This is a genomic window from Paenibacillus oralis, assembly GCF_003863965.1.
Taxonomy (GTDB): domain Bacteria; phylum Bacillota; class Bacilli; order Paenibacillales; family Paenibacillaceae; genus Fontibacillus; species Fontibacillus oralis.
Genome location: NZ_RRCN01000001.1, coordinates 7,511,477 through 7,527,176, shown reverse-complemented (window position 1 = coordinate 7,527,176; position 15,700 = coordinate 7,511,477). Strand labels below are relative to the sequence as shown.

Genomic DNA, 15,700 nt, shown 5'->3' with positions numbered 1-15,700 from the left:
CAACGTAATGGAGGAATGACGAACAATGGCGAACTACACAGAAAACGAATTAAAGGCGATGAACGAGATTCCCCATCCAAGCTTGCCCGTCGGCGAGAAAATCTATGGAGATACAAAAGTATTTCCCGATTACAAGGCTAACGAGGGGGAAAAATTTCTGGCGCTGGTTCACGGCATCGCACATGAATCTTCTTTATCTTATATCGCCATTTTGCAGGCGATCCGGGCGCAGCGTAAAGGTTTCGAGACTGCAATATACTTCTATGGCACGGGGGCAATGAACGCCATTGCTACGCGCGGCTTTCCGACGATCGGTAACGCCGCCTTTGCCGGACAAATGAGCCATAATGACAGTCTGGCCACCTTTATTAAGGAAGGCGGAAAGGTGTATGTGTGCCGTTTCGGTCTCGGACTTCACGGACATCGCGAAGAGGATTTAATTGAAGGGACAATTCCGTGCCATCCGCTGGATTTGCAGGATTGTTTGATCGAGTATTCGCGTGCAGGCGCCTTTATCTTGAGTACATTCCAAATCTAACGAAAAAATGTGGCATCGCACATTAGGAAAGGGAAGGAGAAACAATATGACTTTATCGCTGGAGAAAGGACGATTGTCCGACGATCGTTTTATTGTAACAGCAGAGCTGATACCGCCTCGCAGTTGGAATCCGCAGCCTCTTGTGGAGCAGGCGGTCCGCTACCGGGGCAACGTCGACGCGGTGGATCTAAGCGACAATCTGCTGGCCATCGCTCGTATGTCGCCCGTTGTCGGCGCATTCTTCGTGCGTCAGGTCGGCGTTGAGCCGATCGTACAGATTAATTTGCGCGACCGAAACCGAATGGGGATTCAGAGCGATCTGATGGGACTGGCTGCCATGGGAGTTAAAAACATCACGATCCTTGGCGGCTATCCCGCCAAGGTGGGCACTGAGCCGGAAGCTAAAGAGGTCTACGATTTGCAAACGATGGAACTGGTGAGCCGGGTACGACGATTCGTTGACGAGGGGCGTCTGTTCGACGGCACGTTGATGGAGGAAAAGCCGATCTTTACGATCGGAACGGTGGAAAATATCGCGGGTAAGCCGATCAAAGAGCTGATTGACCGGCTGGAGGCGAAGGCGGAAGGAGGCACCGATTTTGTCCGTACTCAATTGGTGTTTGATATGGATCTGATCGGTGAGTGGATGGAGGAGGCCAGACGGCGTGGTTTGCACAAGCGCATCACCATAATGGCCAGTATCTTGCCGCTCCGTGACGCGGCGCATGTCGATACCGCGCTTCGAATTCCCGGCATCGTTATTCCCGATGCGTTCAAAAAGCGGCTGGTCCAATCGGAATCACAGGAAGAGGGCCTTTCGCTTGCAGCGGAGCTGATCGGCAAACTCCGGCAAATCGAAGGCATTAAAGGAATTCATATTCGTCCGATCGGCGGAGCCGAAAACAGCGTGAACAAAGTGGTTCAACTGGCCGGTCTGAAGGATGCTAGGGCGGCGGAGATCGGTGCTTAGTTCGGAAGCTGGGCATCAGGAAAAGAGGAACCTGATGAGAATCGCACTATACACATACAACACCAAGCCGCGTGGCGGAGTGGTTCATACGCTAGCGCTGGCCGAAGCGTTGCGTAGTCGCGGCTGCCGGATAACCGTATACGCTTTGGGCTCCGGAGGGGAGAGCGGATTTTATCGGCAAACAACGGCGGAAATCAGAATCGTGCCCTTTGTACCTAAGGGGGACGAACCTTTCGAAGTAAGGATCGTTCGGTATATTGACACCTATGAAAAATGGCTTGCCGAGGAGCCGCTTGAGCAGTTTGACATACACCATGCGCAGGATTGCATCAGCGCCAACGTGCTTGCGCGGCTCAGAGAGCGCGGGCGCATTCCTTTCTTTCTGAGAACTGTTCACCATCTGGACGATTTTACAACGCCGGTTTTGGTCGACTGTCAGTTGAAGTCGGTGATTTGTCCTGACATTTTAGTCACGGTAAGCGATTACTGGCGGCATCGCCTGCACGCCGAGTACGGCCGAGAATCGGCCGTCATCCACAACGGAGTGGAATCGCGATTTTTCGAGCCTGTTGGCTCCAAGGAACAATTAAAAAAGGCGTACGGTTTGGCAGGCCATACGGTTTATCTGACATTGGGCGGCATTGAGCCCCGTAAAAATACCATCCGCACGCTACGCGCCTTCGCCGTGGCAAAGCGGGCGATCCCGAACGCAACGCTGGTCATAGCCGGAGGAACGACGCTGTTCGATTACCGGCATTACCTCGAGGAGTTCCAGAAGGAACTGGGCGCCATGGACAACGACGTCCGCGGTAGTGTGCGCCTAGAGGGGACCCTGGATGCGAAAGTGATTAGCGACTATTACTCGCTGGCGGACTGCTATATGCAGCCGTCGATGAAGGAAGGATGGGGACTCGCGGTAATGGAGGCGATGGCGGTGGGAACACCGGTTGTCGCCTCCACCATCGAAGTATTCCGGGAATTTCTTACGCACGAGTTCAACGCTCTTCTGGCTGATCCGGAGGACGAGTCGTCCATCGCGGCCGGCATGGTACGTATCGCGGCCGAGCCCGAACTGCGCGGACGGCTGAGTGAAAAAGGGAAGGCGTTCGTTCGTCTCTACAGTTGGGAGGCGGCAGCCGACAAACATTTGTCGCTCTATGAAAGGATGATGGCGTATGGAAGCGTTGGCGCGAATGATTGAGGAATTGGTTCAGTCTGCGGGTATTCGACGGAAGCGTGAGATCCTGCCGCTTTTACGGGTGCTCCCTACCTTTCCGGAAGGGATGTTGGACCCGATCGGAGACGACGCAGCAGTGCTGCCGGATGGCGACGGGTATTTGCTCCTGTCCGGTGACGGCATTCTACCGGAGCTTGCCCGGGATGAGCCTTTCTGGGCAGGTTATTGCGCGGTACTGGTTAGCGTAAGCGACATCTATGCGATGGGAGGCAGGCCAACCGCAATGATCAATCTGCTGAGCGCTCCGGACGAAGCGGTGGCGGTACTCATTGCTGAAGGAATGGCGGAGGGATGCCGTAAGCTGGGCGTTCCTATGGTTGGAGGCCACTATTTGCCCGGCGTTACAGCAGGGGTCGGCACGGCTATACTGGGCAGGGCAACTCGTCTACTTCGCGGCACAAGCGGAAGACCAGGACATTCGCTGATCGTTGCGATTGATCTGAACGGTCGTCAGGTCAAGCATTATCCCCAATGGGACAGTACTAGCTTCCATTCTGCCGAGTCGATTCGCCGTAAGCTGGAACTGCTACCCGCGTTGGCCGAGGCCGGAATGGCAGTGGCGGCTCGGGATATCAGTAATGCAGGCGTACTCGGCACGATCGCCATGCTCGCCGAAAACGCCGGCTGCGGTGCGTCTATCCGGATTACAAGCATTCCAAAGCCGGAGGCGGTGGAATGGGAATGGTGGCTGCGGGTGTATCCGGGCTACGGTTTTGTATTAAGTGCTGAGCCGCAGCATTGCGATGCGTTGGTGGCATTATTCGCCGGCGAAGGCATCACGGCCTGCGTTGTCGGTGAGCTTACGGACGATCCTCGCATTGTCGTTCGTTACGAAGAGGATGAGGCGGTATTGATCGATTGGCTAAAGGAAGAAATGGTGGTGGGGAAGGTCCATGACATCTAAGGACAGTAGTAGGGAATGGATAGCGGCGGCCGTTCAATTTCATCCAGTGCATGGAGTGCCCGAGCGCAATCGGCAAGCGATGGCCGCGCTCCTGCGGGAGGCTGCTGCACACGGCGCAAAGCTTATCGTGTTTCCGGAAATGGCGTCGAGCGGCTATGTATGGGAGAGTCGGGAGGAAATCTCCCCGTTCGTGGAGCCGATCCCCGGACCAACGACGAATGCGCTGCTTGAGATGACCAGCCGCTATGATTGTTACGCCGTAGTCGGTTTACCGGAGCTTGATCTCAAAACGGGCGCCTACTACAACAGCGCAGTTTTGATTGGTCCGCATGGTGTTATCGGCGTCTATCGCAAAACCCATTTATTCGCCGCGGATCCCAGGTGGGCGCGCGAGGGAGGAGAAGGCGTCCAAGTTTACCATACCCCGCTTGGCAAAATCGCCATGCTGATCTGCATGGATGCCATGTACTTTGAGCCGTCCCGGCTTGCGGCGCTACAAGAAGCCGATATCGTGGCTTTTCCGACCAATTGGGTGGGGGGCGGGAATAATCCGCCCAGCAACACTTGGCGCTTAAGGGCTTGGGAGAATGGCGTCAATTGGATAGCGGCCAACCGGTCCGACCTGGAGCGAGGCGCACAATTTACAGGCGGAAGCGGCATTATTAGTCCCAATGGGGAGGTACAACAATCTAAGGTATCCGGTGAAGGGATCGTCTACGGCGTTGTCAAAGCAAGCGGTGAACGGCGACGTCGCCAGTTGAAGGGGAGACGTCCCCAAGCTTATCAGGAATTGCTGCTTCATCCCTACTTATGGCAGGAGGGAGAGACAAGGCGCATCTCTGTGCAGCAACCCTTCGATGTAATCCTCGTTCCGCACCGGAGTGAGGATGGCGAGACTGTGGAAGCGGTTGACGCATCCCTGCGCCGAGTCGAGGCACTGCAGCGACAGTCGGAGCGGCGGATCATTGTTCTTCCGGAACTGAGGCTCGATCCGATGCAAGAAGGTAAGGCCAGCATGTTGACCGGGCTTGGCCATCTCGCCGAAGAATACGGCAGTTATCTTGTGGCGGCGCTTGTAGAATCCGGCGTGGCGGACCTGAAGAGAAGCATTTATCTTGTCGGACCGGAGGGTCAAATCGGCCTGGCGCACGTTGTTCATTCGGATGCCGTACAGCTTGATGCGTTAGGTGGCCAGACGGCATTTCGAACCTTCGAGCTGCCATTCGCCAGAGTTGGCATACTGACAGGGGAAGACGCAGGGTATCCAGAATCGTTCCGGATACTGGCGAAGCAAGGTGCAGACATTATTGCGGTCAGCAGCAATGGTTCGGAAAGAGGAGAGGTATGGATGCGGCGAATCTGGGCGTTCGAGAACGACGCTGTTCTGGCTATGGCCGCTCCACCCGAATCCGACCAGAGCTTGCTGTTTTTACACCGTCAAGTTCACCTCGAAGGAAGGATGGAGGGGGAAGCTTTCGGACATCGCTTCTCTCTGGAGGAAATACGCATAGCCCGAGGCCGCCCTTTTATGCGGCGCTTAAAAACTCATTTGTATGATCAATTGGTGCAGTCGGATAGGAAGGAGTAAAGGGATGAAGCTACTAGGCATTTCTGGAACATTAATGGGAACGAAAACTTTAACACTAGTGAGTGGTGTAGTGGATCGCGCAGCGCGGCTAAATCCGGCGCTTCAGACGGAAGTGATGGACTTAAGGAACTATGCGCTCGAGCTGTGCGATGGCCGCGATCGGGCTCATTATAATGAAAGTACGCAGCAAGCGATTGAGAAAATTATCGCAGCCGATTGCTATGTGATCGGCACACCTATCTTTCAAGCGTCATTGTCCGGGGCACTGAAAAATTTATTCGACTTGCTCCCGGCCACTGCTTTTCGTGGCAAGGTTGTTGGATTTGTCGGGACAGGGGGCACTTATCAGCATTTTCTCGTCATTGAAAATCAACTCAAGCCGATCGCCGGTTATTTCAAAGCTTACACTGCGCCGGACTATGTCTACGCTCACCGTGATCATTTTAACGGTCAAAATGAAATTTCTGATCTGGATGTGCTGAAGAGAATGGATTCGCTTGCCGCGCAGATCGTGCATATGTCGGGGGCGCTGACAAGCGTATCGCAAGGAGTGTGATGGATTGTTGAAAATTATTCTGCTTTGCGGAGGCAAGGGAAGTAGGTTATGGCCGCTTTCGTATCCGGGCCGGACCAAGCCATTTATCCCATTATTTGAAAGCGGCGGAAAGAAATATTCGGCAATCCAGCGTATATGGCATCAACTTCAGCGAAGCGGGCTCTCCCGCTTCGCTTGCATATTGATTGGACCTGATCAGAGGAAAATCCTGCTTGAGCAGTTAGGTGATTCGGTCCCTTATCTTGTCGAACCTTCAGGGCGCGGTACCTATCCAGCGATTGTCTATGCGGCGGCCTCCTTGAATTCGCTCAATCAGGCGGATGAAATGTTTCTTGTTTTGCCCGCCGATTTTTACGTTGAGGATGATTTTTTCGATCTGCTGTGGAAACTTGAGCCATCCTTGATTCGGTCAGGCGCTAAGCTGGCTCTGATCGGAACTAAGCCGACGGGAGCGTCAGAACGATTCGGTTATATCGTTACCGGCGCCAAAGATAATTCGCAACGATGCGAATATATGACAGTTGAACGATTTGTCGAGAAACCTCTCCAGAATGAGGCAATGGCGCTCGTAGCCCAGGGCGGCTGGTGGAATTGCGGCGCTGCGGCCGTAACGCGCTCCACCTTAGTGCACTTGCTGGAGCAGGATGGTTTTGAACTGGATAGCAGTATGATCTCCAGGCGATTTCATGAACTGGAACAGATAAGCTTTGACTACAAAGTACTTCAGCGGACAAGGGATATCATTATGCTGCCATTTGAAGGGAAATGGCGGGATTTGGGGAGCTGGGATGTATGGGAGCAAGTAAGAAGAGAGCAAAGAGGAAGGGAGATGGAAGAGCGCAGCGGCAGAAAGGTTACGATAATTAACGAAACCGAACTGGAGGTAAAAGTGGAGGGCGTTGACGATGTGCTGGTTGTCGTAAGCACGGCGGGGGTTTTAGTCAGGAGGATTGGTCGATCTCAAGAACTGCGGCAAATGGATGGTGATTAATGATCATATTCAATGGTTAACTTCATAACAATGTTTGGTGGGGGCGCATAGATACTTCGACTGTGTTTGCCCCCTCTTTTTGGTTGCTGGAATAAATCATTCTTTTCAGGAGAAACTGTACAATCATAGGGGGTGTTAACGTGTCTAGAAAGTTAAAACGATTCCTAAGGAGTAAAGAGATTAGAGCTCAATTGAAATCAAATGATTCTGTTCGAATGAGTACATCTATTGATAAAAATCTTGCCTTCATTCGAGACGAGCTTAGAAATCGTCAGGATCTTCGTATTCGAAAATTCTTCTTTGGAAATTCAGGTAAAGGAGCATTATTATTCCTGGACGGAATGATTGATGAGTCCGTTTTAAATGAATATGTTTTAAAACCGCTAATGACACTTAAAGAAGAAACAGATTCGACTTCCACAGAGGACATTTATAACTCTGTAATTTCTGTCGCAACGATAAACAAAGAATCGGAGCTAAGCAGTACTATTTCTGCACTTTATGAGGGTAAGTCTCTAATTTTGTTTAATGGAGAAGCAACGGCAATTATCGTCGACGCAAGAAGCAGTAAAGGGCGTCAGATATCCGAACCGACAGTTGAAGGATCGCTTAGAGGATCCCACGAAGGTTTTATTGAAAGCTTACAGACGAATTTGGCATTAATAAAAAAAATAATTAAAAATAAGAACTTGCATATTGAATCCATCCAAATTGGGGAAAAGAGTAAAACGGCTGTTTCAATAATATATATGTATGGAGTTGCCGATCATACAAAGGTTGAGGTTATACGCAACAAGCTATCGCAAATAAAAGTGGATGCTGTATTGGATTCCGGCTTTATTGAACAATGGCTTGAGAACAGACCTCTTTCTCTTTTTCCAACAGTTTACCGAACTGAAAAACCGGACATCGCTGCTGCAAAGCTGTTTGAGGGTAAAATTGCCATAATGGTTGATGGGAGTCCGGGTGTACTTCTTGTCCCTGTCTTACTTAAAGAATTTTTTGAAACAGCTGATGATTATTACGCAAGACCTTTGTTCTCAAGCCTAAATCGTATACTAAGGTATTTGGGGACAGTTACATCTTGTGTGCTGCCGGCTCTCTATATTGCAGTGGCAAACTTTTCAGATGAATTAATTCCTACAAACCTGTTAGTTACTTTTACAGGAGAGAGAGAAGGAAGACCGTTCCCATTATCTATAGAAATGCTGTTGATTATTATCCTTTTTGAATGGATTCGCGAGTCAGGTATTCGAATGCCTCGAAATATCGGCCAAGCACTGAGTATTGTCGGGACACTGGTAATTGGAGAAGCAGCTGTCAGCGCGGGGCTAATTGGAGCATCAACTGTTATTATAATTGCTGCTGCCGGCATTACATCGTTCATTACGCCAGCACTGCTCGAGTTAGTTTCTATCCTCAGACTGCTTTTTTTAATAGGCACGAGTATTTTCGGGCTTTATGGATTATTTATAATGCTTATTGCCTTATTTATAACATTAGGTGATACACATTCTTTTGGTTCCCATTACATGAAACCAATTATGCCTATACGTAGGAGAGGTTGGAAAGATTTTTTGGTCCGGTTCCCCTTCGTCTCCTTACTTAAGAAATCGAGAATCTAAACAGTATTAAATGCTGTACTGATTGGAGGGTAAGGTCACGAATAACTTTTTTACTCAAATCATACGATTGACATTGCTCTCGGTAAACATCGTGTTACTTTCGGGGTGCTGGAACAACATCGAAATAAATCAGACGAGATGGGTAGGGGCTGTTGGTATAGACGTTACTGAGAATGGCCAATACTTACTCACATATTCAGTCTTAGTCCCTTCGAAGTCTGGTGAAGCAAAAAAGTACGTATTAGAAAGTAGGGGAAAGACCGTTTTTGAGGCAATTCGAAATGCCATAGCCAAGTCGGGATATAAACTAAACTATAAACATTTACAGTATATTGCACTGGGGGATAAATTAGTTAAAAAAGAAGGTTTTGAATCCCTCGATTTCTTTCGCAGGGATCATGAATTGAATTTCAAAATTTGGCTTGTTGTTGTTGATGGCTCTGCATCAAAATTGTTAAACACCAAAGAATCATTATCACCACTACTTTCTATACAGATTTATGATGCCATGGATTCCATGGATTTAATGGGGGCTTTTCCGGCTATTCAAATATATGATTATTTGCAATTCATGGAGGTTAACCACAAAAACGGATATATAGCCGCGATTAAAACAGATGGTGAGAATTTTGAAATTTATAAAACATGCTTAATTAAAGACGGTAAAGTAGTACAGGATATGAATATCACCGAGTCACGAGGGCTTATGTGGATCACCAATAAAGTAAAAGGCCGAATCATTAATTTTCGCAGCCAGAAGGATAGTCCATTTTCTTCCTTTGAAGTGATTAACTCAAATACAAAAATTGAGTCTTACTACGACAAAGAAGACAAACTAAAAATTAAAATTTATGTCAAGGTAGAGGGAAATATAGGTGAATACCATGAATCACACTCCTTGACCGTAAAGGAATTTTACCAAATTCAAGATGAAGTTCAAAATGTAATAATAAATGAAATTCAACATGCGCTAAAACGGGCGCAACTAAGCAGAGCTGATATTTTTGGCATTTGGAAAAATGTATTTAGGAAATATCCAAGTACATGGAAAAACATTAAAACAGACTGGCAAGAAATATTTGTGAGTACTGACATTGAAACCGATGTCCAAGTGAAACTACTTCAAAACGGTTTATATCTAAATAACTAATTAAGGATTGATTGTGTTGGAAAAGACAGCATTTACCTTGAAACAATGGGTGTGTTTACTAATATCATCTTTAACATTAGTAGGGCACTTTATACTGGTCAAGGCAGAACTCGAGATTTCTGGGAGAGATAGTTGGCTTTCCGTACTAGTAAGCATACCAGTAGGTTGCTTTATTGGAGGGATGGTCCTCTTCATACGAAGTAGAATAAATCAAAGGGACGAATTCCACAATAAAGATACGTTATCAAAAAAAATAATAATGATAGTTTTTGTTTTTTATTTTTTAATAGCGGCAATTGCTGCATTAGTTAATTTGCAGCAATTTATTGTAACCGTATTTTTACCGGAAACCCCTAAATGGGCAATTGGGCTTGCCTTTATCTTTCTTGTTGTTTTCTCTATACATAAAAGTTTGAGAAGTGTTGGAAATTTAGCTGTCTTATTTGTATGTCTTTCCTTCATTACAGGCTCTGGTATGAGTTTAGGGCTTATGGAAATGAAGCAATATTCGCAAATCCTTCCTGTTTTAGCTGATGGATGGACATCAGTGTGGTTAGGTGGGATACTTTATCTCTCAATGTGGACTGAGTTAACGGCGTTCTTATTTATTCCAGTAACGCTTGGTTCAACAAAAAAAGGAGTTTATGGGATTTTTACTGTCATTTTATTTGTATCTATTCTCAGTATTGTCAGTCTGATCTCAATCATAGCGCTATTTGATTATCCACTTGTTGAGAAACTGGACTACCCAATGCATAATGCCGTAAAGATGGCTCGATTTGGATTTTTTCAGAGAGTAGATATATACAGTATGTACGTTATGACAGTCAGTAGCTTTTTGCGGATTTATTTGTTACAGTTAGCCGCATGTCAGGCGTTATCCCGATTGCTTATACTGCAATCTTATAAAAAATTCGTTATTCCTGTTTCGGTAATGACTTACATAGGCTCTATCCTCTGGTTTTGGGATAACCAAGTGTATGAACGTTTTACAAAAGTCTTTTATGGTTATGGCTTTTTACTGTTGATATTTGCCTTAGTCCTGGCTTATCACAAAAAATCAAAGCCCAATTAAGCGACTAAAATTAAGGCTCAATACCAAAGGTTGCCCCCATACAAGTGCTTTTTGCGGATTTACACCCTTAAGAATGATCAAAAAAACAGGCGATAATCATTTATGTTTTGAAATTCAGAAGCAGTTTTTTCTTATAACAAGGAAAAGCCTGCTCTATTCTTCGTTATTTGATTACTTAAAAAACTTTTTATGCTACGTAATACGTCTATAAAATATATGACAATGATTGATGCGCATCAAAAGGAGTCTTTTATTTACCAGAAGGAGTCTTTTATTAATGGGAAAATTGGAGAACTTATTTATTCGGTATGTAACAGAAAATAAAGAAAGTATTTATCGATTAGCTTATAGCTACGTAAAAAACCCGGATGACGCTTTAGATATCGTTCAAGATTCGATACACAAGGCGATTTCATCAATACGAACCATTAAAAATCCTGGAGCAATGAAGAGTTGGTTTTATCGAATTGTGGTCAACATTTCCTTAGATTTTTTGAGGAAACAAAATAAGGTTTATATCTTGGATAAGGAAGTGTTGGAGTCTGTTAGCCCTGGAACGGATGATGCTTATCACGATATTGATTTAGAAAGAGCATTGGATGATTTACCGCCTAAATATCGAAGTGTGATTGTACTTCGATATTTTGAAGATATGAAAATAGAAGAAATTTCTGAAGTTCTTGATGAAAATGTAAACACCATAAAAACGCGACTATATCAAGCACTTCGACTCCTTCGTGTCAAAATGAAGGATGAGTCGATAGAGGAGGTTAAATAAGTGGATCAAAAGCTAGAACAATTAAAAAAAGAATATAGCGATATCCCTATCCCATATGAACTGGATTTTGTTGTGAAAAAGGCATTGAATCAAAGAATAAAAAGAAATATGAATGTGAAATGGCTTCTTGGAACAGGAGCTGCAGCGATTGTATTCGTAGCAGGGATTAATAGTAGTTCAACTATTGCCCATGCTTTTTCCGAAATACCTGTGATAGGAAATATTGTAAAGGTATTTACTTTTAGGGAATTCAAAATGGAGGATGAAAATTATAAGGCGGATTTGAAAGTGCCTGCTGTTGCTAATTTAGGGGATACATCATTAGAATATGGCTTGAATCAAAAATATCTGGAGGAAAACAAAAAACTTTACGATGATTTCATGGCCCAAATCGATAGAGAGAAAACGGAGGATGTCGGCGGACATCTCGCAGTAGATAGTGGATACGAGGTAAAAACCAATAATGAACGCATTTTATCGATTGGCAGATACGTAGTTCATACAGCGGCATCTGGTAATGAAACCTTTCAATATGATACGGTTGATAAACAAAAGAAAGTACTGATTACACTACCAAGCCTCTTTAAGGATGATTCCTATATTGAGGTAATCAGTAAATATATTAAGGAACAGATGATCCAACAAATGAAGAACGACCCGAATATGATCTACTGGGTTTCCTATCCCGGTGGAGAGGAAGTCATGCCTCAAGATGAGTTTAAGGGTATTACAGAGGATCAAAATTTTTATATCAATAATGAAGGGAAATTAGTGATTGCCTTTAACGAATACGAGGTTGCTCCTGGAGTTATGGGTGTTGTTGAATTTATCATTCCCACAGACGTTATTTCCGACCAGTTGGTTAGCCATGAATATATAAAATAAATGATTAGCGTTAAGCAGCCTTAGTCCAATACTGTATTGGACTAAGGTTTTTTAATTTCTTCTGAAACCGATGGTGGTTATAAAAATGGATATAGCGGTGAACTTCATCCCTAAGTTCCTTTGAATCGGTGGACTATTGAAAGTGATGGGACTCACTCTTGAGATGGCCCAAAAAGCTCTCTATACAAGTATCATCGAGAAAATTGTCTTTTCGCGACATGATGGCCTCAATACCGTAATCCCCTCCAAGTAGACTTTAATGCGCTTTTTTAGCACCTGTCTACTCAAAGGGGATAATATCATCTTACATTGCCGTTATTTAATGAAATTTCTTATTTCTGTTCCTAACATCTTATTCTAAAACTGCACTTACTCTAATTGCTGTTGAAATGATCAACTCCAATAAGCAAAAATTGAAGGATCATGTTATGGAACTACAATGTCCTGAGACAATTTTCCATTTCCCCATGCGATACTGCCAAACGCGGGTATAACAGAAATCACCTTGAAATGGTGTTCCGAAGGTGCCGGCTATTGTCACTTGAGTAATGGTTACGGCTACCGCATCTAAAAGTTTAATTTTTTGGTCTACAATATCAATTTGAGTCAATTTCAAGTTCCCTGACCGGTGCGCTTCAATATCCGATTCTTTTGACAAAGTTTGTCCGAATTGATTGACGAAGATAAGGTCGTCAGCGATCAGTTCATCTAACAATTCCACATTACCGGATAACATGGCTGTCCGAAGAAGTTCTTCATTAGCAATAATTTGGGCCTTATCCACAAAAACCCCTCCTTTTTGTATTGGTCTTTCAAATAGATCCGGGATTATTCTATTATAAAACCAATTTGGCTGGATTATGAATCGTTTTACTCCGAAAGCATCTTGGCATTGTTCGCAGCGTTGAAGATCAGGCGCTTTCCATCTTCATGGATTACCGCAGACTTCGCCGGGATCACCTCGCTATCCACCGTCACGTCCTGGTCGGAGAAATTGGCAATCACCTTCAGATCGTCTCCGTATTGCGCGCTTTGTACGAGCCGGTCGTCTGTTAGGATAGAGAAATTGCTCATCTCACGGGTAACGGCCTGACGGTGGAAGGGAGACCAGACCTTTAGAAAATCGACGATGCTTGCTTTATCCTGTTCCCAGGACGCGCGATCCAGATGATAGAGAGGAGGAGCATTGTACAGCAACTCATAAAGCATTCGTTCATCCTCTTCACCCTTGATCTTGTAACTGCCCCATTCCCAGTGATTGGTCGTAATGATTGAGTCGTTATAGACCAGCTTATAGAGAGGCAGAGAATAGGCCGGATCGGTATAGACCTTGTGATACAGCGGCTTGATCGGTACGGACTTGCCGTAACGTTCGGGGATTCCTTCCGCTGCATAATATCCTCCAACGTAATAGGGACTATCCTGATTTTCTCGCATATCGGGATCGCCCCAGGCGATAATCGGACTCTCAATCCCATGTGCGAAAGCGATCGTTCCGCTCGCGTAATCATTGCCGCCTTCCGAGCCTACAACCATTCCTTTTTCTCCTGCAAAATAGCTAAGCCTTTGCAGGCGGGCGGCCAGATCCTGGCTTTGCGTGGTCGGGTGAGCCGGCGAATAGTCGTCGTAAATTTCTCCAGTCGCGTCGCAGTCCACAAACCAGGAATTGAAGCCGATTCCGTCCTGCAGGATCCCCGATACACGCTGTTGTACACTGGGCATAGCCAGTGTGGGATTCAGCTTGCGACCACGCCCCAGAAAGCCGGCCACCTTGGTTCCATCTTTCTTCGTAATCGTAGCTTCCTCATACAGTGTCGGATCCGGGAAGGAAGCGGTATTCCAGGAGATGTCCGCGTCATGTTGGATCGAATGGTAGGAATCATATGGGGCGATTAAATAGCCGTTTTTCACCGCTTCGCTAACCATTTGCGGATTCATTAGACCATCGGCCCAGTTTGGTAGGCCAATCCAAGCGTTGTCGATACCTGAGCTATGCATGTCATCCAGTACGTCCGTCGAATCGGCCTGCCCCCAATCGTCAAGGTCAGTAGCGGCATCCAGCAGCACGCTTTTTAACAGCAATTTATTCAGTTCATACAATTTTTGCTCGCTTAATTGACTGACTCCTTGCTTGATGAGCTCAAGAGCTGATTCGCCGGGATTTGGAAACATGTCAGGAGTGTAAAAGTTTCTCATCTTGAGCGCCTGATTCATTGCGCCAAGCACGATTCTCTTTTGATACTTGTCCATATAATCCTGCTTTGCGATTTGCTGAAGCACGTCCTTAAGCTCGCCGCTTCCGTCGGGAGTGTCGGCAAGAAGCTTAGTTAGCCAGGAACCGAACGGGCCTGCCATAAGTGTTCGGATCTTCGGCCACTTGACGTCGGAATCGGTAAGAATGGATTCGCTCCATAGATATACTTGCGGTGCTCCATACAGTTTTTGGATATTCGGATTACTTGCGGCCTTCTCCTCCAACGTGACGAAGTCCCCTTTTTCTGTCACATAGCTTTTGTAAGGGTTAACGATTTCCATCGGATCGCTACCGGTTACGTACAAGCGGAAGCCATAGCTTTTGTCCGGATTAATGGATGGAAATTCATGCTTGAATTGAAATTGAACAGACTTTGTCGTATCAAAATGAACCTCATTGTTAAATTTGTTCGTGACCACGTAAACCAGAGAGTAAGGATCGGCGTTCAGCGCAAAAAAATCCATGGAGAATGATTCGCTCCAGGTATAGGTTTGATCGTTCAAAAACGATCGCCAATCCGCATCGTTCGCTGGAATTTCTTTTCCTTCTCCGATGGGGAGTGTATAGCGGTCCGCCTTGACGGTCGGCCACGCGAACTGCTCAGCACCGGCGGAAACTAACTGAATGTCGAGGTAGCCGCTTTTGCGGACGATGCTGACATCCACCTTGCCCGGATATGTCCATTGGACTGAGTCCTCCTTTTTGACCAGATTGGTTATTTCCATCTTAGGAAGCGGAACCGACGCTGGGATACGGGTCCCATCCTTCACAATCGTTAGCGCAAAGGTTTCCGGATCGACTTCGAAATCAAACGGCTCCGTGATTGCAGCAGTCTGTTGTGACGCTTTTACCACTGACGTAGGTAATTCCGCCGATCCAGCAACACCGTACCCGCATCCGGTAACGGCAACGCTTATCAGACAGAGCGTGCAAAGCCAAACAAACATTTTGTACATACTTTTAATTTCCTCCATTCTTGATTATTGTCATTCAGCGGCATTATAAGTGTGTATTGTTACACGAGTATGTCAAAGATGATGCTTAATAGAAAAGAATAAAAATAAATTACGTTTGTACGAAGTCAGAGTATTTGTCATACTGATGTAACAAACGTCTTCTAAAATTAAACAGCTGCGTGACAAGGGATTG

The 15,700-nt window shown here is 46.1% G+C and carries 14 protein-coding genes and 1 pseudogene; 12 read left to right on the top strand and 3 right to left on the bottom strand.

Annotated elements, in window-relative coordinates; translation table 11 throughout:
- Positions 1–25 precede the first annotated feature (25 nt).
- The 12 genes from EHV15_RS33385 to rsiV all read left to right on the top strand — a co-directional run bounded on the left by EHV15_RS33385 (position 26) and on the right by rsiV (position 12,297).
- Positions 26–538 carry an MSMEG_0572/Sll0783 family nitrogen starvation response protein gene (locus EHV15_RS33385; RefSeq protein WP_128635059.1) on the top strand — a complete coding sequence of 171 codons (513 nt, stop codon included), beginning with the start codon at positions 26–28 and terminating at the stop codon, positions 536–538.
- A gap of 46 nt (positions 539–584) precedes the next feature.
- Entirely contained in the window at positions 585–1,508 is a 924-nt protein-coding gene (locus tag EHV15_RS33380; RefSeq protein WP_128635058.1) for a methylenetetrahydrofolate reductase, read from the top strand.
- A 34-nt stretch (positions 1,509–1,542) separates the two neighbouring features.
- Entirely contained in the window at positions 1,543–2,709 is a 1,167-nt protein-coding gene (locus EHV15_RS33375) for an MSMEG_0565 family glycosyltransferase (protein WP_128635057.1), read from the top strand.
- Entirely contained in the window at positions 2,684–3,649 is a 966-nt protein-coding gene (locus EHV15_RS33370) for an AIR synthase related protein (protein ID WP_128635056.1), read from the top strand. Before EHV15_RS33375 ends, EHV15_RS33370 begins: the two co-directional genes overlap by 26 nt.
- Positions 3,639–5,237 carry a nitrilase-related carbon-nitrogen hydrolase gene (locus tag EHV15_RS33365; RefSeq protein ID WP_128635055.1) on the top strand — a complete coding sequence of 533 codons (1,599 nt, stop codon included), beginning with the start codon at positions 3,639–3,641 and terminating at the stop codon, positions 5,235–5,237. The genes EHV15_RS33370 and EHV15_RS33365 overlap by 11 nt, the downstream gene beginning before the upstream one ends.
- A gap of 4 nt (positions 5,238–5,241) precedes the next feature.
- The gene (locus tag EHV15_RS33360) at positions 5,242–5,793 is read left to right on the top strand and encodes an NADPH-dependent FMN reductase (protein ID WP_128635054.1); all 552 of its coding nucleotides are present in this window, start codon (positions 5,242–5,244) and stop codon (positions 5,791–5,793) included.
- A 4-nt stretch (positions 5,794–5,797) separates the two neighbouring features.
- Complete coding sequence (locus tag EHV15_RS33355) at positions 5,798–6,784, top strand: sugar phosphate nucleotidyltransferase (RefSeq protein ID WP_128635053.1); 987 nt, start codon at positions 5,798–5,800, stop codon at positions 6,782–6,784.
- Between the two features lie 140 nt (positions 6,785–6,924).
- Positions 6,925–8,409: a spore germination protein gene (locus EHV15_RS33350; protein ID WP_128635052.1), complete on the top strand. Its 1,485-nt coding sequence runs from the start codon at positions 6,925–6,927 to the stop codon at positions 8,407–8,409.
- 22 nt (positions 8,410–8,431) lie between these two features.
- Complete coding sequence (locus EHV15_RS33345; RefSeq protein WP_128635051.1) at positions 8,432–9,559, top strand: Ger(x)C family spore germination protein; 1,128 nt, start codon at positions 8,432–8,434, stop codon at positions 9,557–9,559.
- A gap of 16 nt (positions 9,560–9,575) precedes the next feature.
- On the top strand, positions 9,576–10,634 hold the full coding sequence (locus EHV15_RS33340) for a GerAB/ArcD/ProY family transporter (RefSeq protein WP_178076028.1): 1,059 nt from the start codon (positions 9,576–9,578) through the stop codon (positions 10,632–10,634).
- Between the two features lie 277 nt (positions 10,635–10,911).
- Positions 10,912–11,412: an RNA polymerase sigma factor SigV gene (locus EHV15_RS33335; protein WP_128635049.1), complete on the top strand. Its 501-nt coding sequence runs from the start codon at positions 10,912–10,914 to the stop codon at positions 11,410–11,412.
- Complete coding sequence (rsiV, locus tag EHV15_RS33330) at positions 11,413–12,297, top strand: anti-sigma-V factor RsiV (protein ID WP_128635048.1); 885 nt, start codon at positions 11,413–11,415, stop codon at positions 12,295–12,297.
- 10 nt (positions 12,298–12,307) lie between these two features.
- On the opposite strand, the pseudogene EHV15_RS38495 reads toward rsiV, so the two are convergent.
- From EHV15_RS38495 to EHV15_RS33315, 3 genes and pseudogenes are all read right to left on the bottom strand, one after another.
- Positions 12,308–12,406 (bottom strand): annotated as a pseudogene (locus EHV15_RS38495) (IS3 family transposase); the annotation flags it as partial.
- Between the two features lie 312 nt (positions 12,407–12,718).
- Entirely contained in the window at positions 12,719–13,081 is a 363-nt protein-coding gene (locus EHV15_RS33320) for a nuclear transport factor 2 family protein (protein WP_128635047.1), read from the bottom strand.
- Positions 13,082–13,167: 86 nt separating this feature from the next.
- A complete protein-coding gene (locus EHV15_RS33315; RefSeq protein ID WP_128635046.1) occupies positions 13,168–15,507 on the bottom strand; it encodes a glycoside hydrolase in 2,340 nt (779 codons plus the stop codon).
- Between the last annotated feature and the right edge of the window lie 193 nt (positions 15,508–15,700).

Excerpts from the sequence above, each read along its gene's own strand:
- EHV15_RS33385 (WP_128635059.1), top strand. The coding sequence starts at position 26 with ATGGCGAACTACACAGAAAACGAATTAAAGGCGATGAACGAGATTCCC.
- EHV15_RS33380 (WP_128635058.1), top strand. The coding sequence starts at position 585 with ATGACTTTATCGCTGGAGAAAGGACGATTGTCCGACGATCGTTTTATT.
- EHV15_RS33375 (WP_128635057.1), top strand. The coding sequence starts at position 1,543 with ATGAGAATCGCACTATACACATACAACACCAAGCCGCGTGGCGGAGTG.
- EHV15_RS33370 (WP_128635056.1), top strand. The coding sequence starts at position 2,684 with ATGGAAGCGTTGGCGCGAATGATTGAGGAATTGGTTCAGTCTGCGGGT.
- EHV15_RS33365 (WP_128635055.1), top strand. The coding sequence starts at position 3,639 with ATGACATCTAAGGACAGTAGTAGGGAATGGATAGCGGCGGCCGTTCAA.
- EHV15_RS33360 (WP_128635054.1), top strand. The coding sequence starts at position 5,242 with ATGAAGCTACTAGGCATTTCTGGAACATTAATGGGAACGAAAACTTTA.
- EHV15_RS33335 (WP_128635049.1), top strand. The coding sequence starts at position 10,912 with ATGGGAAAATTGGAGAACTTATTTATTCGGTATGTAACAGAAAATAAA.
- EHV15_RS33315 (WP_128635046.1), bottom strand. The coding sequence starts at position 15,507 with ATGTACAAAATGTTTGTTTGGCTTTGCACGCTCTGTCTGATAAGCGTT.